Origin of the sequence: Glycomyces sp. NPDC049804 (assembly GCF_040674615.1) — a bacterium.
GTDB classification, from domain to species: Bacteria; Actinomycetota; Actinomycetes; order Mycobacteriales; family Micromonosporaceae; genus Glycomyces; species Glycomyces niveus.
This window is the reverse complement of record NZ_JBFAMQ010000002.1, coordinates 91,628-118,022: the sequence shown is the minus strand read 5'-3', so window position 1 is coordinate 118,022 and position 26,395 is coordinate 91,628. Positions and strand designations below refer to the sequence as shown.

Annotated in this window: 22 protein-coding genes; 15 read left to right on the top strand and 7 right to left on the bottom strand. The window is 70.3% G+C overall.

The genetic code is table 11. The annotated features are described in order from the left end of the window. The first annotated feature begins 91 nt into the window (after positions 1-91). From AB0K52_RS02980 to dapB, 3 genes are read left to right on the top strand one after another with little or no spacing between them, the layout of a single operon-like run. Positions 92-2,491, top strand: a complete 2,400-nt coding sequence (locus tag AB0K52_RS02980; RefSeq protein WP_363525337.1) for a polyribonucleotide nucleotidyltransferase — start codon at positions 92-94, stop codon at positions 2,489-2,491. Continuing rightward, positions 2,492-3,790, top strand: coding sequence for a pitrilysin family protein (locus AB0K52_RS02975; protein ID WP_363525334.1), 1,299 nt, complete (start codon positions 2,492-2,494; stop codon positions 3,788-3,790). Beyond that, positions 3,787-4,521 (top strand): 4-hydroxy-tetrahydrodipicolinate reductase, encoded by a 735-nt coding sequence (dapB, locus tag AB0K52_RS02970; protein WP_363525331.1) that lies wholly within the window; start codon positions 3,787-3,789, stop codon positions 4,519-4,521. Before AB0K52_RS02975 ends, dapB begins: the two co-directional genes overlap by 4 nt. Before the next feature lie 49 nt (positions 4,522-4,570). On the opposite strand, the gene AB0K52_RS02965 is transcribed toward dapB, so the two are convergent. Both AB0K52_RS02965 and AB0K52_RS02960 read right to left on the bottom strand, forming a co-directional pair. Further along, positions 4,571-5,416 carry a hypothetical protein gene (locus tag AB0K52_RS02965; RefSeq protein ID WP_363525328.1) on the bottom strand — a complete coding sequence of 282 codons (846 nt, stop codon included), beginning with the start codon at positions 5,414-5,416 and terminating at the stop codon, positions 4,571-4,573. 91 nt (positions 5,417-5,507) lie between these two features. Further along, complete coding sequence (locus AB0K52_RS02960) at positions 5,508-6,203, bottom strand: hypothetical protein (protein WP_363525325.1); 696 nt, start codon at positions 6,201-6,203, stop codon at positions 5,508-5,510. A 228-nt stretch (positions 6,204-6,431) separates the two neighbouring features. Between AB0K52_RS02960 and AB0K52_RS02955 the strand changes: the two genes are divergently transcribed. Continuing rightward, positions 6,432-6,938, top strand: coding sequence for a DUF2752 domain-containing protein (locus AB0K52_RS02955; protein ID WP_363525323.1), 507 nt, complete (start codon positions 6,432-6,434; stop codon positions 6,936-6,938). 56 nt (positions 6,939-6,994) lie between these two features. Here the strand turns inward: AB0K52_RS02955 and AB0K52_RS02950 are convergent, their stop codons facing one another. After that, entirely contained in the window at positions 6,995-7,816 is an 822-nt protein-coding gene (locus tag AB0K52_RS02950) for a DUF4097 family beta strand repeat-containing protein (RefSeq protein ID WP_363525320.1), read from the bottom strand. Positions 7,817-7,828: 12 nt separating this feature from the next. Continuing rightward, entirely contained in the window at positions 7,829-8,320 is a 492-nt protein-coding gene (locus tag AB0K52_RS02945) for a hypothetical protein (protein ID WP_208496523.1), read from the bottom strand. Positions 8,321-8,525: 205 nt separating this feature from the next. On the opposite strand from AB0K52_RS02945, the gene thyX reads away from it, so the two are divergent. The 3 genes from thyX (at position 8,526) to AB0K52_RS02930 (ending at position 12,022) form a co-directional block, all read left to right on the top strand. Continuing rightward, positions 8,526-9,278, top strand: coding sequence for an FAD-dependent thymidylate synthase (thyX, locus tag AB0K52_RS02940; RefSeq protein ID WP_363525318.1), 753 nt, complete (start codon positions 8,526-8,528; stop codon positions 9,276-9,278). 204 nt (positions 9,279-9,482) lie between these two features. Next, positions 9,483-10,331, top strand: a complete 849-nt coding sequence (gene dapA, locus AB0K52_RS02935; protein WP_363525315.1) for a 4-hydroxy-tetrahydrodipicolinate synthase — start codon at positions 9,483-9,485, stop codon at positions 10,329-10,331. After that, positions 10,331-12,022, top strand: coding sequence for a ribonuclease J (locus AB0K52_RS02930; RefSeq protein ID WP_363525310.1), 1,692 nt, complete (start codon positions 10,331-10,333; stop codon positions 12,020-12,022). Before dapA ends, AB0K52_RS02930 begins: the two co-directional genes overlap by 1 nt. Before the next feature lie 73 nt (positions 12,023-12,095). On the opposite strand, the gene AB0K52_RS02925 is transcribed toward AB0K52_RS02930, so the two are convergent. Then, positions 12,096-12,767 (bottom strand): hypothetical protein, encoded by a 672-nt coding sequence (locus AB0K52_RS02925; protein ID WP_363525307.1) that lies wholly within the window; start codon positions 12,765-12,767, stop codon positions 12,096-12,098. 241 nt (positions 12,768-13,008) lie between these two features. After that, on the bottom strand, positions 13,009-13,710 hold the full coding sequence (locus tag AB0K52_RS02920; protein WP_363525304.1) for an SDR family oxidoreductase: 702 nt from the start codon (positions 13,708-13,710) through the stop codon (positions 13,009-13,011). A 74-nt stretch (positions 13,711-13,784) separates the two neighbouring features. Between AB0K52_RS02920 and AB0K52_RS02915 the strand changes: the two genes are divergently transcribed. After that, a complete protein-coding gene (locus tag AB0K52_RS02915; RefSeq protein ID WP_363525301.1) occupies positions 13,785-17,873 on the top strand; it encodes a DNA translocase FtsK 4TM domain-containing protein in 4,089 nt (1,362 codons plus the stop codon). Positions 17,874-17,923: 50 nt separating this feature from the next. On the opposite strand, the gene AB0K52_RS02910 is transcribed toward AB0K52_RS02915, so the two are convergent. Then, positions 17,924-19,003: a hypothetical protein gene (locus AB0K52_RS02910; protein WP_363525298.1), complete on the bottom strand. Its 1,080-nt coding sequence runs from the start codon at positions 19,001-19,003 to the stop codon at positions 17,924-17,926. A 226-nt stretch (positions 19,004-19,229) separates the two neighbouring features. Between AB0K52_RS02910 and rimO the strand changes: the two genes are divergently transcribed. From rimO to cimA, 7 genes are all read left to right on the top strand, one after another. Next, positions 19,230-20,708 (top strand): 30S ribosomal protein S12 methylthiotransferase RimO, encoded by a 1,479-nt coding sequence (gene rimO / locus AB0K52_RS02905; protein WP_363525295.1) that lies wholly within the window; start codon positions 19,230-19,232, stop codon positions 20,706-20,708. Continuing rightward, positions 20,705-21,286, top strand: a complete 582-nt coding sequence (gene pgsA, locus AB0K52_RS02900; RefSeq protein WP_363525292.1) for a CDP-diacylglycerol--glycerol-3-phosphate 3-phosphatidyltransferase — start codon at positions 20,705-20,707, stop codon at positions 21,284-21,286. The genes rimO and pgsA overlap by 4 nt, the downstream gene beginning before the upstream one ends. A gap of 55 nt (positions 21,287-21,341) precedes the next feature. Then, the gene (locus AB0K52_RS02895; RefSeq protein ID WP_363525290.1) at positions 21,342-21,779 is read left to right on the top strand and encodes a helix-turn-helix transcriptional regulator; all 438 of its coding nucleotides are present in this window, start codon (positions 21,342-21,344) and stop codon (positions 21,777-21,779) included. A 163-nt stretch (positions 21,780-21,942) separates the two neighbouring features. Then, the gene (locus AB0K52_RS02890) at positions 21,943-22,806 is read left to right on the top strand and encodes a PspA/IM30 family protein (protein WP_208496534.1); all 864 of its coding nucleotides are present in this window, start codon (positions 21,943-21,945) and stop codon (positions 22,804-22,806) included. A 17-nt stretch (positions 22,807-22,823) separates the two neighbouring features. Beyond that, the gene (locus AB0K52_RS02885) at positions 22,824-23,615 is read left to right on the top strand and encodes a hypothetical protein (protein ID WP_363525287.1); all 792 of its coding nucleotides are present in this window, start codon (positions 22,824-22,826) and stop codon (positions 23,613-23,615) included. A 66-nt stretch (positions 23,616-23,681) separates the two neighbouring features. Beyond that, the gene (locus tag AB0K52_RS02880) at positions 23,682-24,434 is read left to right on the top strand and encodes a hypothetical protein (protein WP_363525285.1); all 753 of its coding nucleotides are present in this window, start codon (positions 23,682-23,684) and stop codon (positions 24,432-24,434) included. Positions 24,435-24,739: 305 nt separating this feature from the next. Further along, positions 24,740-26,386, top strand: a complete 1,647-nt coding sequence (gene cimA / locus AB0K52_RS02875) for a citramalate synthase (protein WP_363525283.1) — start codon at positions 24,740-24,742, stop codon at positions 26,384-26,386. Positions 26,387-26,395 lie beyond the last annotated feature (9 nt).

Here is a 26,395-nt window from a genome sequence, read left to right as displayed (position 1 = left end):
CGAGTGCTTCGATCGAAGACCGGAATAGCGCGCAGGCGAACCGCATTCCGTACTACGCAGTGCAGCAACTGCATAAGGAGATCGACACTCTATGTCCGATAACGAACGGACACCTGAGGCGTTCAACCTCGGGGAGCACCACGCCACCGCCGTGATCGACAACGGCGCCTTCGGCACCCGCAAGATCGTCTTCAGCACCGGCCGCCTGGCCAAGCTGGCCCAGGGCTCCGCGATCGTCCAGATGGACGACACCGTGGTCCTCTCCACCACCGCGGCGTCGAAGAACCCGAAGGACCACTTCGACTTCTTCCCGCTCACCGTCGACATCGAGGAGCGGATGTACGCCGCCGGGCGCATCCCCGGCTCGTTCTTCCGCCGCGAGGGCCGCCCGAGCGAGAACGCCATCCTCACCTGCCGCCTCATCGACCGCGGCCTGCGCCCGTCCTTCGAGACCGGCCTGCGCAACGAGGTCCAGGTCATCGGCACCATCCTCGCCGTCGACGCCCGCGACGAGTACGACGTGGTCGCCATGAACGGCGCCTCCATGTCGACCCAGCTCGCCGGCCTGCCCTTCTCGGGCCCGCTCGGCTCGACCCGCATCGTCCTCATCGACGGCACCTGGGTCGCCTTCCCGACCCTCGAGCAGATCGAGAAGGCCACCTTCGACATGGTCATCACCGGCCGGGTCCTCGACTCGGGCGACGTCGCCATCATGATGGTCGAGGCCGAGGCCACCGAGAACACCATCGAACTCATCGCGGCCGGCGGCACCAAGCCGACCGAGGAGATCGTCGCCGGCGGCCTCGAGGCCGCCAAGCCGGTCATCGCCGAGCTCGTGCGCGCCCAGGCCGAACTGGCCGCCGTCGCCGCGAAGCCGCAGGCCGACTACCCGCGCTTCCTCGACTACCAGGACGACGCCTACGCCGCCGTCGAGGCGGCCGTCTCGGCCGAGCTCGACCAGGCCCTGCAGATCGCGGACAAGACCGACCGCCAGGACGAGCTCGACCGCGTCAAGTCGCTCATGCTCGAGAAGCTCGGCGCCGACTTCGAAGGCCGCGAAGGCGAACTGGGCGCCGCGCTGCGCTCGCTCACCAAGAAGCTGGTCCGCCGGCGCGTCATCACCGAGGGCGTCCGCATCGACGGCCGCCTCGCGGCGTACATCCGGCCGCTCGCGGCCGAGGCGGGCATCCTCCCGCGCGTCCACGGCTCGGCCCTGTTCGAGCGCGGCGAGACCCAGATCATGGGCGTCACCACGCTGAACATGCTGCGCATGGAGCAGGCCATCGACACCCTGTCGCCGGTCAGCAAGAAGCGCTACATGCACAACTACAACTTCCCGCCGTACTCGACCGGTGAGACCGGCCGCGTGGGCTCGCCCAAGCGCCGCGAGATCGGCCACGGCGCGCTCGCCGAGCGCGCCCTGGTGCCGGTGCTGCCGAGCCGCGAGGAGTTCCCGTACGCGATCCGCCAGGTCTCCGAGGCGCTGGCGTCGAACGGCTCGACCTCGATGGGCTCGGTCTGCGCGTCCACGATGTCGCTCATGAACGCCGGCGTGCCGATCAAGGCCCCCGTCGCGGGCATCGCGATGGGCCTCATCTCCGAGGAGGTCGACGGCGAGACCAAGTACGTCACGCTGACCGACATCCTCGGCGCCGAGGACGCCTACGGCGACATGGACTTCAAGGTCGCCGGCACGGCCGAGTTCGTGACGGCCCTGCAGCTGGACACGAAGCTCGACGGCCTGCCGTCGGACGTGCTGGCGCAGGCGCTGCAGCAGGCGAACGACGCCCGCCACGCGATCCTCGACGTCATGCTCGACGCGATCAGCGAGCCGGGCGAGCTGGCCGCGACCGCGCCGCGCATCACGACCCTGAAGATCCCGGTCGACAAGATCGGCGCGATCATCGGCCCGAAGGGCCAGACGATCAACCAGATCCAGGACGACACGGGCGCGGACATCACCGTCGAGGACGACGGCACGATCTACGTGTCGGCGGAGAACGGCGAGGCCGCCCAGGCCGCGGTCGAGACGATCAACGCCATCGCGAACCCGACCCTGCCGAACGTGGGCGACCGGTTCCTGGGCACGGTCGTCAAGACCACCGACTTCGGCGCGTTCATCTCGCTGACGCCGGGCCGCGACGGCCTCCTGCACATCTCGAAGGTCGGCGACGGCAAGCGCGTCGAGCGGGTCGAGGACGTGCTGGGCGTCGGCGACAAGATCGAGGTCGAGATCGGCGACATCGACAACCGCGGCAAGATCTACCTGGACAAGGTGTACCCGGAGGGCCAGGAGCCCGAGGGGTACAAGAAGGGCCGTCCGGCCGAGCGCAAGGAGTCCCGCGGGGACCGGGGCGACCGCGGTGACCGCGGCCCGCGCCGCGACCGCGAGCGCTCCGGCGGCGACCGCGGCGAGCGCGGTTCGGGCGACGGCGAGCGCCGCCGCCGCCGCACCCGCCGCAGCGACGAAGGCGGAGGCTCGGAAGAGTAGATGAGTCGTCCCCAGACTCACACGCTGATTGACGATCCGCTGGGCGGCACGGTCCGAGTGACCGTGCTGCCCGGCGGTTTGCGTGTGCTCACCGAATCCGTGCCGAACATGCGCTCCGCCTCGGTGGGCGTGTGGGTCGGCGTGGGCTCCCGCGACGAGTCCCCCGAACTCGCCGGCGTCTCGCACTTCCTGGAGCACCTGCTGTTCAAGGGCACCGAGAAGCGCACGGCGACCGAGATCGCCGAGGCCGTGGAGGCCGTCGGCGGCGAGTCGAACGCCTACACGGCGCGGGAGCTGACCTGCTTCTACGCCCGGGTGCTCGACGACGACCTGCCGATGGCCGTGGACGTGCTCGGCGACGCCATGTGCAACTCGCTCGTGACCGCCGCCGATGTCGAGGTCGAGCGCGACGTGATCCTCGAGGAGATCGCGGCGTCCGCCGACGAGCCCTCGGACGTCGTGCACGAGCTGTTCTCCCTGGCGCTGTTCGGCGACGGGGCTCTGGGCCGGGACATCGCCGGCGACCCGGACACGGTCCGGGCGCTCACCCGCGACCAGATCTTCGACTTCTACCGGCAGCACTACACGGCCCCGAACCTGACGGTGTGCGCCGCGGGCGGGGTCGACCACGCCGAGACCGTGAAGCTCGTGTCGGAGGCGTTCGCGCCGCTGCTGGGCGGCGCGGGCGTGCCGCGCCCCCGCCGCCACGACGAGGAGCGCTTCCCCGCGCCCGAGCGGCTCTTGGTCGAGCGGCACGACACCGAGCAGGCGCACCTGGTCGTGGGCTGCCGGCTGTTCTCGCGGCACGACCCGCGCAAGGACGCGTTCGAGGTGCTGAACAACATCCTGGGCGGCGGCATGTCGTCCCGGCTGTTCCAATCGGTGCGCGAGCAGCGCGGCCTGGCGTACACGGTGTACTCGTTCTCGACGTACTTCGCGGACACGGGCATGTTCGGCGTCTACGCCGGATCGAACCCTGACAGGGTCCACCAGGTGCGCGAGCTGGTGCTCGCCGAGATCGCGAAGGTGGCCGCCGAGGGCGTCACCGAGGCCGAGCTGCGGCGCGGCCAGGGCATGGCCAAGGGCGGCATGGTGCTGGCGATGGAGGACTCCGGTTCGCGCATGAACGGGCTGGGCCGCGAGGAGCTGCTGTACGGCGACCACTGGAGCCTGGAGCAGGAGATCGCGGACATCGAGGCGGTCACTGTGGAGCAGATCCGGGCCGTGGCCGCCGCGATCCTGTCGCAGCCGATGACGACCGTGGCCGTTGGGCCGTTCGACCAGAAGGAATTCGCATGATCAAGGTGGGCGTGCTCGGCGCGCACGGGCGCATGGGCCAGGCCGTGTGCGAGGCGGTGGACGCCGCCGCGGACATGGAGCTGGCCGCCACCGTCGGCCGCGACGAGGCCCTGGACAAGCTCGCGGGCGTCGACGTGGTCGTGGACTTCACGCTGCCCGACGTCGTGATGGGCAACCTGGAGTGGTGCGTCGAGCACGGCATCCACACCGTGGTCGGCGTGTCGGGCTTCGACGCGAAGCGCCTCGAGGCGGCCCGGGAGATCCTGGCGGCCGACCCCGAGGTCGGTTCGGTGATCGCCCCGAACTTCGGGATCGGCGCGGTGCTGATGATGCAGTTCGCGGCGAAGGCGGCCAGGCACTTCGACCACGCGGAGATCATCGAGTCGCACCACCCGCGCAAGGTCGACGCGCCTTCGGGCACGGCCGTGCACACCGCGCGCGTGATCGCGGCGGCCCGCGCCGAGGCCGGGCTGCCGGACATGCCCGACGCGACCGAGTCGGACCCGCTGGGCGCCCGCGGCGCCGAGATCGACGGCGTGCGGGTGCACGCGGTCCGCTCGGCCGGGTACGTGGCGAGCCAGGAGGTGCGCTTCGGCGGCCCCGGCGAGCGGTTCGCGATCAGCCACGACTCGCTCGACCGGGCCTCGTTCATGCCCGGCGTGCTGCTCGCGGTGCGCGAGGTCCTGGGGCGCCCGGGCCTGACGATCGGCCTCGACGACCTCCTGGACTAGGCGAGTGGACAAGGGCGGCCCGCTTCGGCGGGCCGCCCTTTTCGCCTGCTCATTCGGCGGCGGGGCTTTCGGGGGTGGCGCTGGTCTGCGGCGCGGGGCTGGCGGTCTCGTCGGAGCCGCCGGTGCCGGTGTCGGGGGTGGGGGAGGCGCTGGGCGACTCGGTGGCGGTCGCGGACTCGCTGGGGCTGGGGCTCGCGGAGGGCGACTCCGAAGTGGCCTGCTCGCTCGGGCTCGCGGATTCGCTGGGCGCCACCGTGGTCGTCGTGGTCTCGGGTCCGCTGCTCTCGACCTGCGTCTCGATGACGGTGGTCTCGGAGCCGTCGCTGACGAACCGCTCGGGGTCGCCGGTGAGCGCACCGATGAGGTAGAGCGCGGCGACGGTGAGGCCGAAGACGAGGACGCTCGAGACGAGGATGGCCACGAGGGTCCGCTTGTTGGACTGGGTCTTCGTGATGTGGCCTTCGGGGGCGGGCGCTGCGGGGACGACGATCTCGTCGGTGTCCTCGGGGGCGACGCCGTCGCGGACGGCGGTCTCGTCCCGAAGCGCCGCAAGGCGTTCGGTGTCGGGGATCTTCGCGGTCGCGGTGGCGCGGCCGGGCTCGACCCGAACGGTCACGGCCGGGGCCCTGCCTCGAGCGGCGGGGGCGAGCGCGGTGATCTGCGCTTTGATCTTCTCGCCGGTGCGGCGCATGGCGCGGAGGATGAGGACCGCGCCGATGGAGGAGCAGACGCTGAGGACGGCGGTGCCGGCGAGGGTGCCCCACAGGCCGAGGAGTTTCGCGAGGACCGCGCCGAGGACGGTGGCGCCCGCGGCGGCGAGCACCTGCCCGATGCTCAACTCCATCGCGGGGTCGTGTTGCTTGTGCCCCTTGCTCTTCGACTCGTATTGAGTCACCGGCCCTCCCCGCTGGTGTTATAGATCCGTTACGCCGACAGGCTCACCAGAATACGGGCCGTGCAGGAGACGGCTACGGTTTGTGCTTGAGCTAACGGCCTTGTGCGGACGGGTTGCCGACCGAGAAGCGGCGCAAACGCCGCCACTGCCACAGCCACAGCAGACCGCATGCGACCAGCACGAACCCGATGCCGATGATGAGGAACGCGCGCCCGTCGTTCTCGACGGCGGTGGCGGAGAGGTCGTACTCGTCGCCGGGCGTCATGGTCCACGTGACGGTGCGGCCCTCGAGCTCGCCGTTGTGCTCGGTGACGCGGGCGGGGAAGTCGACGCTGAGCAGGATCTCGGCGTCCTCGAACGCGGCCGGGTCGAGGAACCCGGCGGCGCGGAGGTCCCAGTGGCTGTCGAGGGTGTACTCGCGGCCGCTGTGGTCGAGGCGGAGGTAGCCCCAGTCGTCGCCGCCGAAGTCGGCGAAGTCGGCGATGGGACGGTTCGTGAAGGTCGCGGTGTAACCGGTGTAGCCGCCCTCGGCGTAAGGGGTGCGATCCGTGCCGGGGACGCCGTCGAGGAGGGCGTCGAGGAACGCGTCGAGCTGCGCCTGGTCGAGTCCCTGGTCGGCCGCCCGGGCCACGAACTCGTCGCTCCATGCGGCGGTGAACTCGCCGCCCACGGTGTCGTCGGGCCGCACCTGCAGGCCGAGGTCGAGCCGGAGGCACCCGGACGTGGTGACGAGCAGTCCGAGCGCGGCGGCGGCGAGGAGCACGCGGCGAGTGAGCAGACCCAGCATGCCCCGAGCCTAGGCCCGATAAAGCGCTGATTCGGCGCTTTCGCCCGACTCGCGGGAGCCGGTGTCGCCCCCGTCCGCAACCCTGGTATCGGGGCCGCTGCGCACCGGCACCCGAGGGTCCGCCCGAGGCGCCGAACGACGGGGCCGCACGCCGCCGATCGCGCTCGCCTCGCCCGCGAAACCACCCCGCCCGCCTCCTCCCGCTACGCTTTGCGGAGAGGAGGCGATGTGTGCGCAGTCGATGAGGCCACGCTGGCGCCGGAACCCGGCCCGGCCCCGGAACCCAAGCGCGGCAACCCGGTGCAGCGCTGGATCGCCGGCGTCGTCGGGCACCCGGCGTTCGCGCCGCTCGCGATCCTCGGCTGCGTCTCGGCGGCCGCCGCCGGGATCGTCGTCACGGACCCGACCGACAACACCGGCCCGAGCACCTGCCTGTTCAAGGTCGCCACCGGCTTCGACTGCCCCGGCTGCGGCGGCACCCGCGCGTTCTACTACCTCGCCACCCTCAACCTGCCCGAAGCCGCCCGCCACCACCTCATGGCCGTCTTCGCCGCCCCGTTCATCGTCTGGATGTACCTCGCCTGGGCCCTGCCGCGCCTCGTCGCGCGCCGCACCTGGCGCCTCCCCACCTTCCACCTCACCCCGAACGCCCTCACCGGCTTCCTCATCGTCTGGGGCGTCTTCTTCATCGCCCGCAACCTGCCGTGGGAGCCGTTCAGCTTCTTCTACGTATGAGAAAAGACCCGGCCGCCTCGGGCGACCGGGTCCTCTCGCGGGTGTTGATCGATGCGCTACGCGTAAGCGCTCGCCCGGTGCAGGTAGATGTCGCCCGAGACCGAGCGCGCCCGCACCTCCAGGCTCGTGCCCGTGCTCGACGGCGCCGGGGACGTGTCGCCCGTGGCCAGCTCGGAAGTGACCGAGCCCGCCTTGGCGTCCAGGTCCACCCAGATGTCCGTGCCCGGCACGACCCCGAGGCTGATCCGGCCCGAGACCGTGTTCGCCCGCACCGAACCGGACCGCAGCGCGCTCAACTCGATCCCGCCCGACAGCGTGTTCACGTTCGCGTTCGAGTCGACCCGCTCGGCCGTGATCGAACCGGCCACCGTCTTGGCGGAGAAGTCCCCGCCGACGTGGTCGGCCCGCACCTGTCCCGAAGCCGTGTTCGCCCGGAAGTCCTCGACCGCGTCGATGACGCTGATCGAACCCGAGACCGTGTTCGCGCGGACGCTCGTCGCGTTCTCCACCGTCGCCGAACCGGCGACCGTGTTGATCGAGACCGCGCCCAGCCTGCCGTGCAGGCTGATCGGCGCCGACGTCGTCTTGACCGAGACCTCCGAGCGGACCGGCACCTTCACCGAGAGGTGCACGCCGATCTCCTTGCGGAAGAACCAGTTCTGCGCCTTCTCCGGCGCCACGACCCGCAGGTGCCCATTCTCGAACTCCACGCGCGCCAGGTCCGCGGCGTCCGCGTCGCCCTCCGAGCGGCGCTGCGCGGGCTTGACCTCCACGAGCACGGTGTCGAGCTCGTGCGCGGTGACGGTGACCGACCCGTCGGCGAGGGTGATCGCCGCCGTGACCGGCCCGTCATGGGTGAATTCGGTGTACTCGTTCATTGCTCGGTGCTCCTAAGCCCTGGCGTAGCCGGTGATGCGCTGGCTGTACTTCGCGCCGGCGGGCTGCCCCGAAGTGCGCGAGGCGTGGACGGCGTTGTTGATCGCACGCACCAGCCAGGCGTTGACGGAGGCGCCGTCGGAGGAGGCCGCCTTCTCGACGTCCTCCTTCAGCGACTCGGGAAGACGCAGCGTGATGCGGGCGACGTCGTCGTCCACCGGCGGGGCCGGCGGCGGCGCGGCCTCGGCGGTCTCGCCGCCGCGCACCTGCAGGTCCACTTCCCGGCCGCGCACGCGCAGATCGACCGAGGCCGAGGAACCGGCCTGGTCGAGCCCCGCGGTGATCTCCGCGGCGGCCTCCGAGAGTGCTTCCATGAGCGCCAGACGAGCGCCCGCATCGAGCGCCTCGGCCAGCAGTTCAGCGGTCCGCGCGGCATCCTCGCCGCCGGGCGCGGCGGCAGCGGTGAGGCTCCGGCGGAGCGATTCGATATACGGCGTCAAGTCCATGACACCATGGTGACATCATTTCTGACGTCTGTCAAGCGGCGCTGTGAAACCAGGTACTGCGATCCGAACCACCACCACCGCCCGCACACCCCCCGACACCGCCCGAACCCGGGCGCGTGCCGGACCACACTCCGCAGCCGAGTACCCTCAGGGAGTCGAGCACCAGCACTAACAGGCATTGCACATGAAACGAGGGGGAGCGGGGATGCCCGAAATCGTACCGATGGACGTCCGACTCATCGCCTGGACGCACTTCGAGTCCCCGGCCGACGTCCCCTGGGACACCGACGCCGACGGCGGCCAAGCCCTCGCCGAATTCGCCGGCCGCGCCTGCTACCAGTCCTGGACCAAGCCCAACCCCAAGACGGCCACCAACGCCGGATACCTCGAGCACATCCTCCAGGTCGGCCACCTCTCCGTCCTCGAGCACGGCACCGTCAGCTTCTACCTCAGCGGCATCTCCCGCTCCCTCACCCACGAGCTGATCCGCCACCGCCACTTCTCGTACTCCCAGCTCTCCCAGCGCTACGTCCCCGAACGCGACGCCGCCATGGTCGAACCCGACGTCATCGCGAACGACCCCGAACTCCACGCGCGCTTCCTCGCCGCCGCCGAAGCCGCCCAGAGCGCCTACAACGACCTCCTCGAAGGCCTCGAGAAGCAGTTCGCCGACGTCGCCAACCCCACGCTGCGCCGAAAGCAAGCGCGCCAAGCGGCGCGTTCAGTACTCCCCAACGCCACCGAGACCCGCATCGTCGTGACCGGCAACTACCGCGCCTGGCGGCACTTCATCGCCATGCGCGCCTCCGAGCACGCCGACGTCGAGATCCGGGCGCTGGCCATCGCATGCCTCAAGCAGCTCAAAGAGAAGGCCGCCAACGTCTTCGCCGACTTCCAGATCACGAAGCTCGACGACGGCACCGAGGTCGCCTCCAGCCCCTACGTCACCGAGGGCTAGAGCCGCGGACGCATATCCGCGCACCGCTCGGAAGGCTCGCCGGCACCGCCGCGAGCGCCGAACCGCAGTGGTGCGGCGGAAAAACTTGAGACAGTTACAAAACGCAGCGAGCGGCCGGGCGCAGGCGCCCCGGCCGCCGGACCCAGCATTGGTGAAAGCAACATGCGCAACGCAACGCGCCCCTTCGGGCGAACACTCGCGGCCATGATCACGCCGTTCACGCCCTCGGGCGAACTCGACGTCCCCGGCACCGCCGCCCTCGCCCGCCACCTCGTCGACGAGCAGGGCTGCGAAGGCCTCGTCGTGAACGGCACGACCGGTGAATCCCCTGTCACCACCGACGCCGAGAAGACCCAGGTCATCGAGGCCGTCCTCGAGGCCGTCGGCGACCGCGCCCACGTCATCGCCGGCGCCTCCACGTACGACACGCGCCACTCGGTGCGCCTCGCCCAGGCCGCCGCGCAGGCCGGCGCCCACGGGCTCCTGCTCGTCACCCCCTACTACAACAAGCCCACCCAGGACGGCGTCGCCGCGCACTTCGAGGCCATCGCCGACGCCACCGAGCTGCCGGTCATGCTCTACGACATCCCGCCCCGCTCGGTCATCGGCATCGCCGACGCCACCTACGAGCGCCTGGCCCGCCACGAGCGCATCATCGCCGTCAAGGACGCCACGGGCGACGTCGTCCACGGCCAGCGCCTCCGCCTCGCCACCGGCCTCGCCGTCTACTGCGGCGTCGACGAGATCAACCTCGCCGCGTACGCCACCGGGCAGGTCGGCATCGTCTCCGTCACCGCCCACCTCATCGGACGCCAGCTCAACGCCATGTTCGACGCCTTCGACGAAGGCGACATCGCGAAGGCCTCGGCGATCAACGACGCGCTCCTGCCGGTCACCGAAGTCCTCTTCGAGAACCCCGGGCTCGTCGGCGTCAAGGCCGGCCTCAAGGGCCTCGGCCTGCCCGCGGGCGACCCGCGCCTGCCGCACGTCCCGGCCGACGCCGAGCTCAGCGCCCGCATCGCCACCGCCCTCGCCGACCTGAAGGAGGCCTGATGGGTCTGACCCGACCGAAGAACCTCGGCGCGCCCGGCGCCCTCCCCGAGGGGGCGCTGCGCGTCATCCCCCTCGGCGGCCTCGGCGCCATCGGCCGCAACATGACCCTCTTCGAGTACGAGGGCCGCCTGCTCATCGTCGACTGCGGGGTGCTCTTCCCCGACGTCGACCAGCCCGGCGTGGACCTGATCCTGCCGGACTTCACGCAGATCCTCGACCGCCTCGACGACATCGAGGCCATCGTCGTGACCCACGGCCACGAGGACCACATCGGCGCGATCCCGTACCTGCTCGAGCACAAGAACGACATCCCGGTCGTCGGCTCGAAGTTCTCGGTCGCCCTGGTGGAGGCCAAGCTCCGCGAGCGGCGCATCAAGCCCGCCGGGATCGTCGTGGCCGAGAACGAGACGCTGCAGCTCGGCCCGTTCGGCCTCGAGTTCCTGGCCGTGAACCACTCGATCCCGGACGCGCTCGCCGTCGCGATCCGCACCGAGGCCGGCCTGGTGCTGCACACCGGCGACTTCAAGATGGACCAGCTGCCGCTCGACGGGCGCATCACCGACCTCGCCGGGTTCGCGCGCCTGGGCGACCAGGGCGTGGACCTGCTGCTCTCGGACTCGACGAACGCCGAGATCCCCGGCTTCGTGACCTCCGAGCGCCAGATCGGGCCCGTGCTCGACAAGCTCTTCGAGGATGTGAAGGGCCGCATCATCGTCGCGTCCTTCGCCAGCCACGTGCACCGCGTGCAGCAGGTCATGGACGCCGCTCACGCGCACGGCCGCAAGGTCGCGTTCGTGGGCCGCTCGATGGTGCGCAACATGGCGATCGCCCGCGACCTCGGCCTCATGCAGGTCCCCGACGGCCTGCTGGTGAGCATGGACGAGGCGGTGCGCCTGCCCGCCGACGAGATCGTGTACATGTCCACCGGTTCGCAGGGCGAGCCGATGAGCGCCTTGGGCCGCATGGCCTCCGGCGACCACCGGCACATCGCGGTCGAGCCCGAGGACACGATCATCCTGGCCTCGTCGCTGGTGCCCGGCAACGAGACCGCCGTGTACGGCGTGATCAACCGCCTCGCGCGCACCGGCGCCACGGTGATCCACAAGGACGTCGCGAAGGTCCACGTCTCGGGCCACGCCCCGGCGGGGGAGCTGCTGTACGTGCTCAACGTCGTCAAGCCCTCCAACATGATCCCGGTCCACGGCGAGGCCCGGCACCTGCAGGCGCACGCGCGCCTCGCGATCGAGTCCGGGGTCCCGGCCGACCAGGTCATCGTCATCGAGAACGGCGACGTGGTCGACCTGATCGACGGCCGCGCGCGGCTCGTGGGGCACGTCCCGAACAACCTGATCTATGTGGACGGCCTCTCGGTGGGCGACGTCGGCGAGCCGGTGCTCAGCGAGCGCCGCGTCCTCGGCGACGGCGGCTTCATCGCCGCGACCGTGGTGATCGACTCCGAGAACGGCAAGGTCGTCGGCGGCCCGACGGTGTCGGCGAAGGGCTTCTCGGAGGACCCCAAGGCCTTCGACGGGGTGCTGCCGCTCATCGACGACGCGATGGAGCGCGCGGCGCAGGACGGCATCACCGACCCGCACCAGCTCCAGCAGATCCTGCGGCGCACGGTCGGCAAGTGGGTCAACGACACCTACCGCCGCCGCCCGATGATCGTGCCTCACGTCCTCGAAGTCTGAGGCCCGCGAACGAACGCGGCGGGGCCGCTCCCCTTCTCGAGGGAGCGGCCCCGCCGTTGTTGCTCTGGCGCGTTTAGGGGTTGTGGCCCGGCCACGTGTTGGGCTGCTGGGCCTGCTGCGGCGGGACCTGCAGCTGGGTGGTCTGCGGGGCCTGCTGCTGGTACGGCTGCGGCGCGTACTGGGGCTGGGCGGGCTGCTGCTTCGGGGGCGCCCAGCGCATCAGGAAGATGCTGCCGGCCAGCAGCGCGGCGGCCAGGATGTACAGCCAGATGCCGCCGCCGGCGGTGGCGCTCACATCGAGGTCGGCGTCCTCCCAGGCGTCGCCGTTGAAGGCGGCGTTGAGTTCGATGACCGGGTGGAGCGCGGCGGCGACGGTGATCGCGGCGAGGCCGATGCCGCCGAGCTTGGCGGCCCAGGCGAGGCCGGGCTTGACCCCGGCGGCGGCCCAGCCGACGAGGACGATGAGGACGAGCGCGGGCGCGAGGCCGGGGAGGCCGACGCCGGCGGTGTCGATGCCGAAACCGCCGACCTCGTCGGCGTCGCTGCCGCTGAACGAGATCTGGGGGAGCAGCGAGCCGACCGCGAGGAGCAGGAGGCCCGCCCCGGCGAGCCCGAGCCCGACGGGCGTCGGGCGGTCCGGGCCGCTGGGGAGGAGCTGCTGGTACGCGGGCTGCTGCTGCGGCTGACTCGGCTGGGCCTGGGGCTGCGAGGCGTACTGCGGGTACTGGGCTGCGGGGTCGCTCAAGAGAGAGATCACACCTAACTCTGGTATCCGATGGGCTGAGCATCAAGGTGAAGACGGGTCACCTTGCGGGACACGGGTATCCGACAGAGCATCCTAAGGGGTGCCCGCCAGTGACGCGAGCCTTCTTCGTTTTCGTGTTGCGAGGATGCTGACCTGCGGGTACGGAAAATGTCGTACCCGCGCGCTATTTTTGTGCCAGGGGTCCCTTAAGGGGGATTTATCGACTTAAAGCGGGATTCGCCTAGTTTCGTGAACGGATCGGCAGCGGGTTCGGGGGCTCCAGGCGGAGCTCGTTCACCACCATGTCCTCCGGGGTGTCGAGCAGGCCGATGATGGTCTGCGCGATCGACTCCGGGCTCGTGGCGCGGGCCGGGTCGTAGTCCGCGCCGTACTGCTCGCGTACGCTGCGCTGCATGTCGGTGGCGAAATGCGAGGGGTACACGCTCGTGACCCGCACGCCGTTCGGCTGCTCCTCGCCGCGCAGCGAATCCGCCAGCGCCCGCAGCGCGTGCTTGCTCGCCGCGTACGAGCTCCACTTCGGCGCCGCGTTGATCCCCGCGCCCGAGTTGACGAAGACGACATGGCCGCGCGCGGCGCGCAGCGCCGGGAGCAGCACCCGGGTCAGCTCCGCGGGCGCGGTCACGTTGATCGCGAGGGTCTGCTGCCACTGCTCGAGCGGCTGGTCCGCGACGGCCGCTATGTGGGCGATCCCGGCATTGTGGATCACGCCGTCGAGCCGCTCCAAGCCGAGGTCCGCGACCGCGGCCGCGATCGTCTCCGGCTCGGCGAGGTCGAAAACGAGCTTCCGGTCGTGCGGCACACCGTCCAGAGCGGACTCGCTGCGGGCGTGCGCGATGACCTTGTCGCCGCGCGCGGTGAGCTGCTCGGCGAGGGTCCGGCCGAGGCCGCGGCCCGCGCCCGTCACCAGAATCGTTTTCGACATGTCCTCACATTAACCGTTTTCATGGTTGCCTTCGGGCCGACTCCGCTCAGCATGAGGGCGGTAACGTATGGGGCATGATGGCCAGGACGAGCGGCAGTTCGGGCGGCGCCGCCCGCAAGGGGGGCACCGTTCGCAAGAGCAGTGCGCCCGCGGCGCGCCGCAAGCCCGCCTCCACCGCCGCCAGATCGCCCGCGAAGCCCGCCGCCCGCAAAGCGGCGAAGTCGACCGCGAAGAAGACCGCCGCCAAGAAGGCCGCCAAGCGGACCGCCAAGAAGGCCGCCCCCAAGCGCAAAGGCATGGACGCGGTCCCCGGGCCGCTCGAGGCCCTCGGGCTCGGCCTGCGCGGACTCTGGGTCGGCACCGCCCGTTCCACGGGCTGGATGGCCCGCTCCGTCGGCAAGGAGGCCGCCACGGCCCGCGACATCGACCCCGCGCACCGCCGAGACGGCCTCGGGCTCTTCCTCATCGCCATCGCGATCGTCCTGGCGTGCGCGGTCTGGTTCGATGTGGCCGGTCCGATCGGGGAGCGCCTGGCGTTCATCCTCGACTGGCTGCTGGGCCTGGCCACCCGCGCGCTGCCGGTGCTGCTGGTCCTGTGGGGACTGCGCGTGATGCGGCAGGTCCCGCCGGAGGACGCGCACGGCCGCTCGCTCGTGGGCTGGACCTCGATCTGGCTCTCGAGCCTCGGCCTGCTGCACCTGATGTCGGGCCTGCCGTCCGACATGGGTGAGCGGATGGTCGCGGGCGGCCAGATCGGCTGGCTCGTCGGCGGGGGGCTCGCGCTGGGCGTCTCGGCGTACGTGGCGTTCCCGCTGCTGATCCTGCTGCTGCTCTTCGGGGTCCTGGTGGTGACGGCGACGCCGCTCAACCAGGTGCCGTACAAGCTCGGCCGCCTCTGGGACCTCGCCACGGGCAAGGTCGACTCCTACGAGGACGATGACGACGAGGAAGCGGAGGACGAGCCGAAGCCGAAGGCCCGCAAACCCAGCCGCGAGGCGAAGCAGCTTCAGGAGGAGGAGGCCCGCCGGGTCCACCACCCCACGACGGTCCTGCCCCGGCTCGCGCCCGAGGAGGTGCCCGAGCTCAACTCGGAGCACGTCTCCGCCCGCGACTCCGTGCCGATCCCCGAGCCCGAGCCGGTGCGCGAGCCGCCGAAGCACTCGCCGCCGCCCAAGCGCATCGAGCAGCCGACCCTTTCGGACGGCAGTGCGGCTGTCGAAGGCGAGTACCGCCTGCCGCCGATCGACCTGCTTCCGACCGGGCCGACCGCTAAGAAGCGCTCCAAAGCCAACGATTCCGTCATCGCGGCGCTCCAGGAAGTGTTCGCGCAGTTCCAGGTCGATGCGGCCGTCACCGGCTTCACGCGCGGTCCGACGGTGACCCGCTACGAAGTGGAGCTCGGCCCGGCCGTGAAGGTCGAGCGGATCATCCAGCTCTCCAAGAACATCGCCTATGCCGTCAAGAGCTCGGACATCCGGATCATCAACCCGATCCCGGGCAAGAGTGCCGTCGGCGTCGAGATCCCGAACACCGACCGCGACGATGTGGCGCTGGGCGACGTCCTGCGATCACCACTCGCGCTTTCCGACGACCATCCGATGATCGTGGGCCTGGGCAAGGACGTCGAAGGCGGCTATGTCCTCACCAACCTGACCAAGACGCCGCACTTGTTGGTAGCCGGAGCCACCGGCTCTGGGAAGGCCTTGTCGCTACTGGAGCCGATCCCGACGCCTTCAGGCTGGTCCACTATGGGTGATCTGCAGGTGGGCGATCGCGTGTTCGACGAACACGGCGCACCCTGCACTGTCATCGCCGCTACCGAAGTGATGGAGGACCGGCCCTGCTACGAGGTGGAGTTCTCTGACGGCACCGTCATCGTCGCGGACGCCGAGCACCAGTGGGTCACCACGACGCGCTCCGACCGCTCCAAGGCACGGCGCCGCACGGATGACTCGTACTGGTCCGAGGACGAGATCCTCTGGATCAAGACGCGCGCTCATTCGGTGCTCAGACTGCCTGACGTTCCGATGTCGACCGCGCAGGTCATCGACGATATCGGAGTCCGGTACAAGACCCTTCTCCTGCAGGTCGCCAAGGACATCCCGGTGATCGAGGGCGCAGCCAGCACCTTCTACAAGCGCAGCGGGAGGACCGTCCGGATGCGCGCGCCGGTGCGCTCCGGCCACGCCATGTACCAGGCGCTGGTCGATCGCGTCTTGATGCCAGGGCGGTCCGCTCGACGCCAGGAACGGCAGCACATCAAGACGACCGCCGAGATCGCCGCAACGCTGCGTGTAGAGGGCCGCGGACAGTCGTGGGCGAACCACGCGGTGGCGGTCGCCGGCGCGCTGGCTCTTCCACCTGCGGACCTGCCGATCGCGCCGTACACCCTCGGCTGCTGGCTGGGCGATGGCACAACCAGATCCGCGGGGTTCACCTCCGCCGATGAGGAGATCCTCGACGGCATCCGAGCCGACGGGTACGCCGTCACCAAGCATCCGAGCGCACGGCTCCAGTACACGATCTCGAACGCCCCGGAGCGCGATGAGCGGATCCGGTCCGCGATCCGGATGGCGGACCCGGGCGTCGGCCTGACTCGGGCCGCCCGTCACCAGGGCGTCGGAGTGTCCGCGGTGTTCGCCGCGGCGAAGGGTCGCTTCGCGATCGGCCGCAACGGCGGCGCCAATCCCGAAAGCCCGGCGCGCACGCCGTATCGATCGATGAGCGCATTGTTCAAGGAACTCGGGGAGAAGCACATTCCGCAGGAGTACCTGCGGGCGTCCGAGTCGCAGCGTCGCGACCTGCTGGCAGGCCTGCTCGACACCGACGGCACGGTCTCCAAGAGCGGGAACATCTCCTTCGCAGTGACGAGCGAGCGGCTCGCAAGCGATTTCCTGGAACTGGTGCGGGGTCTGGGCTACCATGCCACCGTCTCGACCAGGAACGTCAAGGGCCGCAAGCCCGAGACCTCGGTCTGCTATTCGGTCGCGTTCACCACGTCGGACCGGGTGTTCAGGCTCCGCCGGAAGGCCGAGCGCCAAGTCGAGTCCGCGCGTTCGACGACTCGCGAGCGGTACATCGTCGATGTCCGGCCAGTGCCGCCGGTGCCGGTGCGGTGCATCGAAGTGGACAGTCCGAGCCACCAGTTCCTGGCGAGCCGCGCCATGATCCCCACGCACAACTCGAGCCTCATCAACACGCTGCTCGTGTCGATGCTCGTCCGTGCCACACCTGAGGAAGTGCGGCTGCTCCTCATCGACCCGAAACGGGTCGAGCTCACCAACTACGAGGGCGTGCCGCACCTCGTCCATCCGATCGTCACCAACCCGAAGAAGGCGTCCGATGCGCTGCAATGGGTCGTCAAGGAGATGGACATGCGGTACGAGGACCTCGCGAAAGCGGGTGTGCGCCATGTGGACGACTTCAACCGCAAGGTCCGTTCGGGTGAATTGAAGACCGATCCGGCGTCGGGCCGCGAGTTGCGGCCGCATCCCTACCTCCTGGTGATCGTCGACGAGCTCGCCGACCTCATGATGGTGGCGGCGAGGGATGTCGAGGAATCGGTCGTCCGCATCACGCAATTGGCCCGCGCAGCGGGCATTCACCTGGTGCTCGCCACCCAGCGGCCTTCAGTTGATGTCGTCACCGGCCTCATCAAGGCGAACGTCCCGTCCCGGCTCGCGTTCTCGACCTCTTCGCTGGCCGATTCGCGGGTCATCCTCGACCAGCCCGGCGCTGAGAAGCTCGTCGGTCGAGGCGACGGCCTGTTCCTGCCGATGGGCGCCTCCAAACCCGAGCGCATCCAGGGGGCCTGGGTCGGCGACGACGAGATCGAGGCGATCGTGGCGCACGTCAAGGCCCAGATGGACGCCCAGTACATCGAGGAGGTCACCGCGGCGCCGGGTTCGACGCGCGAGATCGACCCGGAGATCGGCGACGACCTGGAACTGCTCATCCAGGCCATCGAGCAGGTCGTGACCACGCAGTTCGGGTCGACCTCGATGCTGCAGCGCAAGCTGCGGGTCGGGTTCGCGAAGGCCGGGCGGCTCATGGACCTCATGGAGACGCGCGGGGTCGTGGGCCCCTCGGAGGGCACGAAGGCCCGCGACGTGCTGGTCAAGCCCGAGGAACTGGACGGCGTCATCGCCTCGCTCCAGGGCTGAGCGAGGAACGCGAAGGGCCGGTCCGCAGCGGACCGGCCCTTCGCGTTCGCCTATTCGAAGCTGGCGGCGATCTCGTGGTTCTTCTCGCCGGAGAGCGGCAGCGACACGTCCTCCTCGGGCCACTTGACCGGACCCACGGGGTGGAAGTTCAGCGTGAACGCGAGCGCGTCGGCGGGCACGTCGTAGGTGAGCGTGTAGGTGCGCCAGACGGCGTCCGTGAGGTCCTCGTCCGCGTGGTTCGAGGAGACCGGCGCCAGTTCGCCCTCGGGGCCCGAGACCTTCAGGACCTTCTTGGGGTCGATGGGCCATTCGAGGCCGCTGGCGGAGTGGAGCCAGCCGAATTCGACCGTGAGGAGGGCCCGGTCCGGTTCGGCCACCCAGCCCGTGCCGGGCTGGAAGACGTCCCGGGAGAGGTAGAAGACCGTCTCGTACTCCCAGTCGTCGAACCAGTACTCGTAGCTGCCCTGGGTCGTGCGGCCGTCGACCGAGCCCTTGGCCGCCTCGGTCTCGACCGAGGCCTTGCCGGTGTACAGCGCCTGGATGAGGCCGTCGCGGGTGCGCTCCCGCAGGTCCATCGTCTGGGTCCGCTCGGCGTCGACCACCTCGAGGGTGATCGGGGCGTCCTTCTTCGCCACGGTGAAGTAGACCGCGCCGGGGGCGGGCACCTCGCCGTCGAAGTCCCAGGCGCGGTCGCCGATCTTCAGCGTCGCGGCGAGCTCGCCCGCTTCGGCGTTGAACGGCTCGGCGTCGCCGGGCTCGTGCGAGAACTGGACGAGCGTGAACTCGTAGCCGGGCTCGGGCGAGTACAGGTTCACGTGCTCGCCGAGGAGGTAGTCGAGCTGGAAGCCCTCGGGCAGCGCGTCGAAGGACGCGACGCACTCGACGCGCAGCTCGAAGTGGGCGCCGAGGAGCAGTCCTTCGTCGTCGGCGAAGCGCGCGGCGTCTTCGGCGGGGCACACGGAGACCGGGATCTCGTCGCTGGTGAGCGTGTACCCGGCGCGCGTGTGGAGCGTGCCGGTGGGCGTCTCGCCGCACGCGGCGACCGACATCACGGCGGCGGTGGCGAGCAGGGCGAATGCCGACCTTCGGAGGGCAGGGCGATGGGCTGGGGCGATGCCTTTGGGGGACATAGGACAAGCCTAGGGTATGGCCGCCACGTGCGGTGATCCACTGTTGTCCCTGCGCAGACGGGTCACAATGGGGAGAATTGTCGCCTTTTCTACGGCTCGTACGGGCCCTGTCGGGACGCCCTCCGCAATGCGGCCTTCCGGCCTTCGCAGCGGCGCTGAGCTGTATCACTGTGGCCCGGCCCGCCGCCGGGGGCATTCGCGGCCCGCCGGTAGGTACGCTTTCCTGGTGTCTGCAGCTCATTCGACCCGTTCCGAGGAATCGACCGCACGCGAGGCCGGCAAGAGCGTCGCGCTCCTGACGCTCGGCTGCGCCCGCAACGAGACCGACTCCGAGGAACTGGCCGCCCGCCTCGCCGCCGGAGGGTGGCGCATCAGCGACGACGGCGAGAACGCCGACGTCGTCATGGTCAACACCTGCGGTTTCATCGAGCAGGCCAAGACCGAGTCCATCGACGTCCTCCTCGACGCCTCCGCGACCGGCGCGAAGGTCGTCGCGACCGGCTGCATGGCCGAGCGCTACGGCCGCGAGCTCGCCGAGAGCCTGCCCGAGGCCGACGCCGTGCTCGGCTTCGACCACTACCCGGACATGGCCGCCCGCCTCGACGACATCCTCGCCGGGCGCACGGTCGAGTCCCACCAGCCCTCGGACCGCCGCAAGCTCCTGCCGCTGGCCCCGGCCGCGCGCCAGAGCGCCGCCGCCGTCGTCCCCGGCCACTCGCGCGCCTCCCAGGCCGACGCCGCGACCCTCGGCGCGGGCGCCCCGCAGCACCTCGCGGTCGTGCGCAAGCGCCTCACCGACGGCCCCGTCGCCAACCTGAAGCTCGCCTCCGGCTGCGACCGGCGCTGCACCTTCTGCGCGATCCCGTCCTTCCGCGGCTCGTTCGTCTCCCGCACGCCCGAGGAGATCCTGGCCGAGGCGGCCTGGCTCGCCTCCGAAGGCGTCAAGGAGCTCAACCTCGTCTCCGAGAACACCACCTCGTACGGCAAGGACCTCGCCGACTCGCAGGCCCTCGAGCACCTGCTCGAGAACATGGCCGCGATCGACGGCATCGAGTGGATCCGCCTGTCGTACCTGCAGCCCGCCGAGCTGCGCCCGAGCCTCATCGAGGCGATGCACCGCACTGAGAAGGTCGTTCCCTACTTCGACCTGTCCTTCCAGCACTCGTCCGCGAAGGTGCTGCGCCGGATGCGCCGCTTCGGCTCGACCGAGAACTTCCTCGCGCTGCTCAAGCAGATCCGCGACGTCGCCCCGCTCGCCGGCGCCCGCACCAACGTCATCGTCGGCTTCCCCGGCGAGACCGAGGAGGACGTGCAGGAGCTCATGGGCTTCCTCGAGGAGGCCCGCCTCGACTCCACCGGCGTGTTCGCCTACTCCGACGAGGACGGCACCGAAGCGGTCGGCCTCGACGGCCACGTGGACGAGGACGTCATCTCCGAGCGGCACACCCGCGTCTCCATGCTCGTCGACGAGCTCGTGAGCCAGCGCGCCGCCGACCGCGTGGGCGAGGTCATGCAGGTCCTCGTCGAGTCCGTGGAGGACGACGGCGTGGACGGCCGCGGCGCGCACCAGGCGCCGGAGGTCGACGGCACGATCGCGCTCGTGGGCGAGGTCGAGGGCCTGGAGGCCGGCGACTTCGTGACGGCGAAGGTGATCGACTCGCACGGCGTGGACCTCGTGGCGGAGCTCGTCGAGGAGGCCTGGTGACCGCTGAGGACCGGCCGGTCTCGCCGTGGAACATCGCGAATGTGGTGACGGTGGCCCGGATCTTCCTGGTGCCCGTCTTCGCGGTCTTCGTGGTCCTCTCGGGGATGGAGCACGCGGGCTGGCGGATGGCCGCCTGCGCCCTGTTCGTGTTCATCTCCGCCACCGACTTCGTCGACGGCTGGCTGGCGCGCTCGCGCGGCCTCGTCACGGATTTCGGGAAGCTCGCCGACCCGATCGCGGACAAGGTCCTCATCGGGACCTCGCTGGTGCTGCTGAGCTACTACGACGTGCTGCCGTGGTGGGTGACCGTGGTCATCCTCGTGCGCGAGCTGGGGATCACGGCGCTGCGGATGGCGGTGCTGCGGCGCACGGTGATCGCCGCGGACCGGGGCGGGAAGCTCAAGACGGTCCTGCAGATCACGGCCGTGGCCTGGTACTTGTGGCCGTGGCCGGCCCCGCTGCACGCCGTCGGGCCGTGGCTGATGGGCGCCGCGCTGGTCCTCACCGTGCTGACGGGAATGGATTACCTCTGGAAAGCATTCAAAACGAAGAAGAGCGAGCCGAACCGGACGAGATAGGCTTGCGGAACCCACCTAAGCTCAGTTGAGCTATCGCGGCGCGGAGGAGAGTCTCATGGTGTTGTTGCGGGAACTGCTGGGAGAGACCCTGCGGCGCCGCCGCCGCGCGCAGAAGCGGACGCTGCGGGACGTGTCGAAGCAGGCCAATGTGAGCCTCGGCTACCTGTCGGAGATCGAGCGCGGCCACAAGGAGCCTTCGAGCGAGCTGCTGGCCTCGGTGTGCGGGGCGCTGCAGGTGCGCCTGTCCGAGGTGCTGGCGGAGGTCTCGCGCGAAGTGGCGATCCACGAGCGCGGTGAGGAGAAGCAGCAGCCGGGCCGCCAGGTCGCGGTGCTGCCGCTGCCTCGCACCGAGAACCCGCCTGCGGGGGACGTGCAGGAGGAGGTGCTGCGTCGGCGCCGTGCGCTGTCGGCGGCGCCCGCTTCGATCGCGCAGGTGCGGTCCCGGCACCGCCGTGGCGAAGTGACCGATTCGGTGGTCCGCGCAGCGGCCTGACTGTACTCCTGCCCGACGCGACCGATGATGTAGTTTTGGCGATTGAGGCGTCACCCTGTCCCACGCGAGTGGCGCGGATGTCCGACACTAGAGGCATGTCGGCGTTGCAGAACAAATCTATGGCTCGCAAGCTTCGCCAAGGAGCACCGGAAGGACCCCGATAATGGCCAATCCGTTCGTCAAGGGCTGGAAATACATGATGGCGCTCTTCGGTGCGAAGATCGACGAGCACGCCGACCCCAAGATCCAGATCCAGCAGGCGATCGAGGAAGCGCAGAAGCAGCACCAGGCGCTGGTGGGGCAGGCGGCTTCTGTGATCGGGAACCAGCGCCAGCTGGAGATGAAGCTCAACCGCTCGATGGCCGAAGTGGAGCGTCTGCAGGCGCAGGCGCGCCAGGCCCTGGTGCTGGCCGACAAGGCGCGCGCCGAAGGCGACGAGCAGAAGGCGCAGCAGTTCGAGTCCACCGCCGAGATCCTGGCGGGGCAGCTGGTCTCCACCGAACAGTCCCTTGAGGACATGAAGGTGATGCACGACCAGGCGCTCACCGCTGCCGACCAGGCCAAGAAGGCCGTCGAGAACAACCAGATGATCCTGCAGCAGAAGCTGCAGGAGCGCACGAAGCTGCTGGGCCAGCTCGAGCAGGCGAAGATGCAGGAGACGATCGCCTCCTCGCTGGAGTCGATGTCGCAGACCGCCGCCCCCGGCAACGTGCCGAACTTCGACGAGATCCGCGACAAGATCGAGGGCCGCTACGCCTCCGCGATGGGCCGCGCCGAGCTCGCCTCGAACTCGGTGGAGGGCCGCCTCCTCGAGGTCAACCGCGCCACCCGCGACATGGCCGGCGCCTCGCGCCTGGACCAGATCCGCGCCTCGCTCGAGGGCGAGCAGCTCTCCGGCGGCAAGGCTTCGGGCCCGGCGATCGAGTCGAAGGAGTCGGTCACGAACGCCCGCCTCGCGGACATCCGCGCGTCCCTCGGCAACGACGAGGGCACGGCCGAGCCCGAGGCCGACAAGACCAAGAGCTGACCTGGAAGGGGCACCCGGTGGACGCGAAGGACCGCAAGCGCGCGCTCAAGCGCCTGCGCTCCCGGTTGTCCTCCGCCAAGTCCTGGACCGCGTTCGCGGGAGGCGCTGCCGCCGGCAGCGCCTTCTTCGCGCCCTACGCCGGTCTCGGCACGCCCGACGGGGTCTGGATCACCGTGGCCGGCTTCTCGACCGCGATGGCCGTGGTCCGCTGGTTCGACTACCGGCGGCTGGCCCGCGTGATCCCGGCGGACGTGCGCGACTCGCTGGAGCTGCACGGCCCGACGCGGCTGTCGAAGGAGGCCCGCGGCCTGTTCGGCGAGACCGCCGAGGCGATCCGGCGCGGGCGCATCCGAGCGCAGTTCCGCCGCAGCCGCGCGCTGGGGCCGTACGAGCGGCTGGAGCGGGCCTCGATCGCGGCCGAGCAGATGGCGAAGCGGCTCGACGGGAACGCCGAGGCGGTCGCGATCCTCGCAGGCGCCTCGAAGGCCGGGCAGGAGCTGTACCGGCTCGCCTTGGGCGTCAAGGACGTCGAGGCGGCGATCGAGATCGCGCCCGACGTGAAGCGCCCGGGGATGGGCGCGAACCTCGACCGGATGGTCGAGCGCCTGGAGACGGGCGTGGCCGCGTACGAGGACATGGTGAGCGCGGCGGGGGAGTGCCTGGCCGGTTCGATCGGGCTGCAGCAGGCGCTGTCGGCCCACGCCGACGAGACCTTGGACCTGCTCACGGACGCGGCGGACCGCCTGCGGGCCGCGGGCGACGCGGCGAGCGAGATCCGCGGCAGCGTCGGCCCTCCGACCTCCGGTTGAGTCGACCCGATCACCGCCCGCACGTGCGCAAATAGGTGAGTTTGTCTCATTTGATGTAATTTTGTGATGAAGACGCTCATGCTCAAGGCCGCCGCAGTCTCGGCCGCCATTCTGCTGACCGCCGCCGCTCCCGCTCAAGCCGACCCCGTCCCCGACGGCGCGGTCAGGCTGTTCCTCAAGGACCACCCGAAGCTGCCGATGGCCGTCGTCGACGGCACGCCCCGGCTCACCGACCAAGGGGACTTCTGGGAACTCAGCGGCGAGGCCGCGCCCTTGAAGGACCTCGGCGAGATCCAGATCGTCCACCAGGCGTCGGGGCAGTGCCTCACGGCCGACACGAGCGGCGGCGGGGCGACCGTCCCGGTGGTCCTCGCCGACTGCGCGAACGCGATCGCCTGGACGATCGCCTACGACAAGGCCCCGGGCCACCGGGACTTCCGCTTCGTCGCGGCGGGGGACTACCTCCTCGGCCTGCGCGAGCGCGCCGACGCCGTCGACGGGGCCGAGATCCTCGCCGTCCGCTCGGATCCGGGCGACAGCATGCACTTCCACGAATGGCTCACCGAGTCCCAGAGCGAGGCCACGCCGCCGGCCGACCCGGACCCGGGCGACCCTGACCCGGGCGACCCGGCCTCGGACGGGGCGGCCTCCGAAGAGGTCGCCCCGGCGACCTCGCCCGAGGTCGTCCCCGCAGCGGCGCTCCCGACGACCGGCGCCGCCGTCGGCGCCGCCATCGGCTCCGGCGCGACGGCGCTCGCCGTCGGCGCGGCCCTCGTCCTGTGGTGGCAGCGCCGCCGCGCGCTCCGCTCGGACTGGTGAGATCCCAAGACGCGCAAGCCTTCAGGACCACCATCGTGCTACCCGGCCGGACGGCGCTCCGCGACACACTGAATCCCACGATGCGGGAAATGGTGGTTCGCGTGATCGGCCGGTGGCATACTACTTTTCGTGACCTTCCAGCTCGTGATTAGCTGCGGGCGTTCCGCGGAGCATCAGCGTTAGATGCACCCGCCGAACGCCAGACCTCCTGCCGCCCGCAGGGGGTCTTTTTCGTTCAGGGCAAACGAACGTTCAGGTAGGCCCCGCAGCGGCCGGACCAAGACAGTAGAAAACTGGAGCACCAAGTGACGCAACCAGACCCGCAAACCGGCAGCGAACCTGCGAACAGCGGCGGGGACTTCCACGTCTTCGACACCACACTCCGTGACGGCGCCCAGATGGAGGGCCTGCGCTACTCCGTCGCCGACAAGCTCGCCGTCGCCGAACTCCTCGACGAGCTCGGCGTCGACTACATCGAGGGCGGCTGGCCCGGCGCGATCCCCTCGGACACGGAGTTCTTCGCCCGCGCGGCCGAGGAGCTGAACTTCAAGCACGCCAAGCTCGTCGCCTTCGGCATGACCCGCCGCGCCGGCTCCAGCGCCGACGCCGACCCCGGCTTCCAGGCCCTCCTCGACTCCCGGGCCCCCGTGCTCTGCCTCGTCGCCAAGTCCGACATGCGCCACGTCGAGCAGGCCCTCAAGACCACCCCCGAAGAGAACCTGGCGATGATCGCCGACTCCGTGCGCACCGGCCGCGAGCACGACCGCCAGGTCTTCATCGACTGCGAGCACTTCTTCGACGGCTTCCGCCACGACCCCGAGTACGCCACCCTCGTCGTGCGCACCGCCCTCGAAGCCGGCGCCGAAGCGGTCGTCCTGTGCGACACCAACGGCGGCAGCATCCCCTCCGACATCACCGCCGTCGTCACCTCCCTGCGCACCCGCCTCGAAGCGGTCCTCCCGCGCGAGCGCGTGCGCCTCGGCATGCACGCCCAGAACGACACCGGCTGCGCCGTGGCCAACACCCTCGCGGCCGTCCAGGCCGGCGTCATGCACGTCCAGGGCACCGCGAACGGCTACGGCGAGCGCCCCGGCAACGCCAACCTGTTCAGCGTCATCGCCAACCTCGAGACCAAGCTCGGCCGCAAGGTCCTCCCCGACGGCGGCCTCGAGCAGCTGACCCGCATCTCCCACGCGATCGCCGAGATCGCCAACATGATCCCCGACGAGCACGCCCCCTACACCGGCCACGCCGCGTTCGCGCACAAGGCCGGCATCCACGCCTCCGCCATCAAGGCCGACCCGGCCCTGTACAACCACGTCGACCCCGCCGTGGTCGGCAACGACATGCGCATCCTCGTCACCGAGATGGCCGGCCGCGCCTCCGTCGAGCTCAAGGGCCGCGAACTCGGCATCGACCTCTCCGGCGACAAGGACGTGCTCGACCGCATCACCAAGCGCGTCAAGGAACTCGAGTCCAAAGGCTGGTCCTTCGAGGCCGCCGACGCGTCCTTCGAGCTGCTCGTGCGCGACGAGGTCGAAGGCGGCCTCCCGCGCCCGTTCAAACTCGACACCTACCGCGTCATCGTCGACCACGACCCGAGCGCCGTCACCGTCGCCGAAGCCACCGTCCGCCTCGACGTGGACGGTGAGCGCGTCATCGCCACCGCACAGGGCAACGGCCCGGTCAACGCCCTCGACGCCGCCCTGCGCAGCGCCCTGGCCGCCCGCCACCCGCGCCTCGCCGAGCTCACCCTCTCCGACTTCAAGGTCCGCATCCTCGCCGGCTCCAAGGGCACCGACGCGGTCACGCGCGTCCTCGTCTCCATGAGCGACGGCGAAGCCGAGTGGACCACCGTCGGCGTGGCCCCCAACCTCATCGAGGCGTCCTGGAACGCGCTGGCCGACGGCCTCGCGTACGGCCTCAACCGGCGCAAGCCGTCAAAGTCCTAGCTCCTGCCG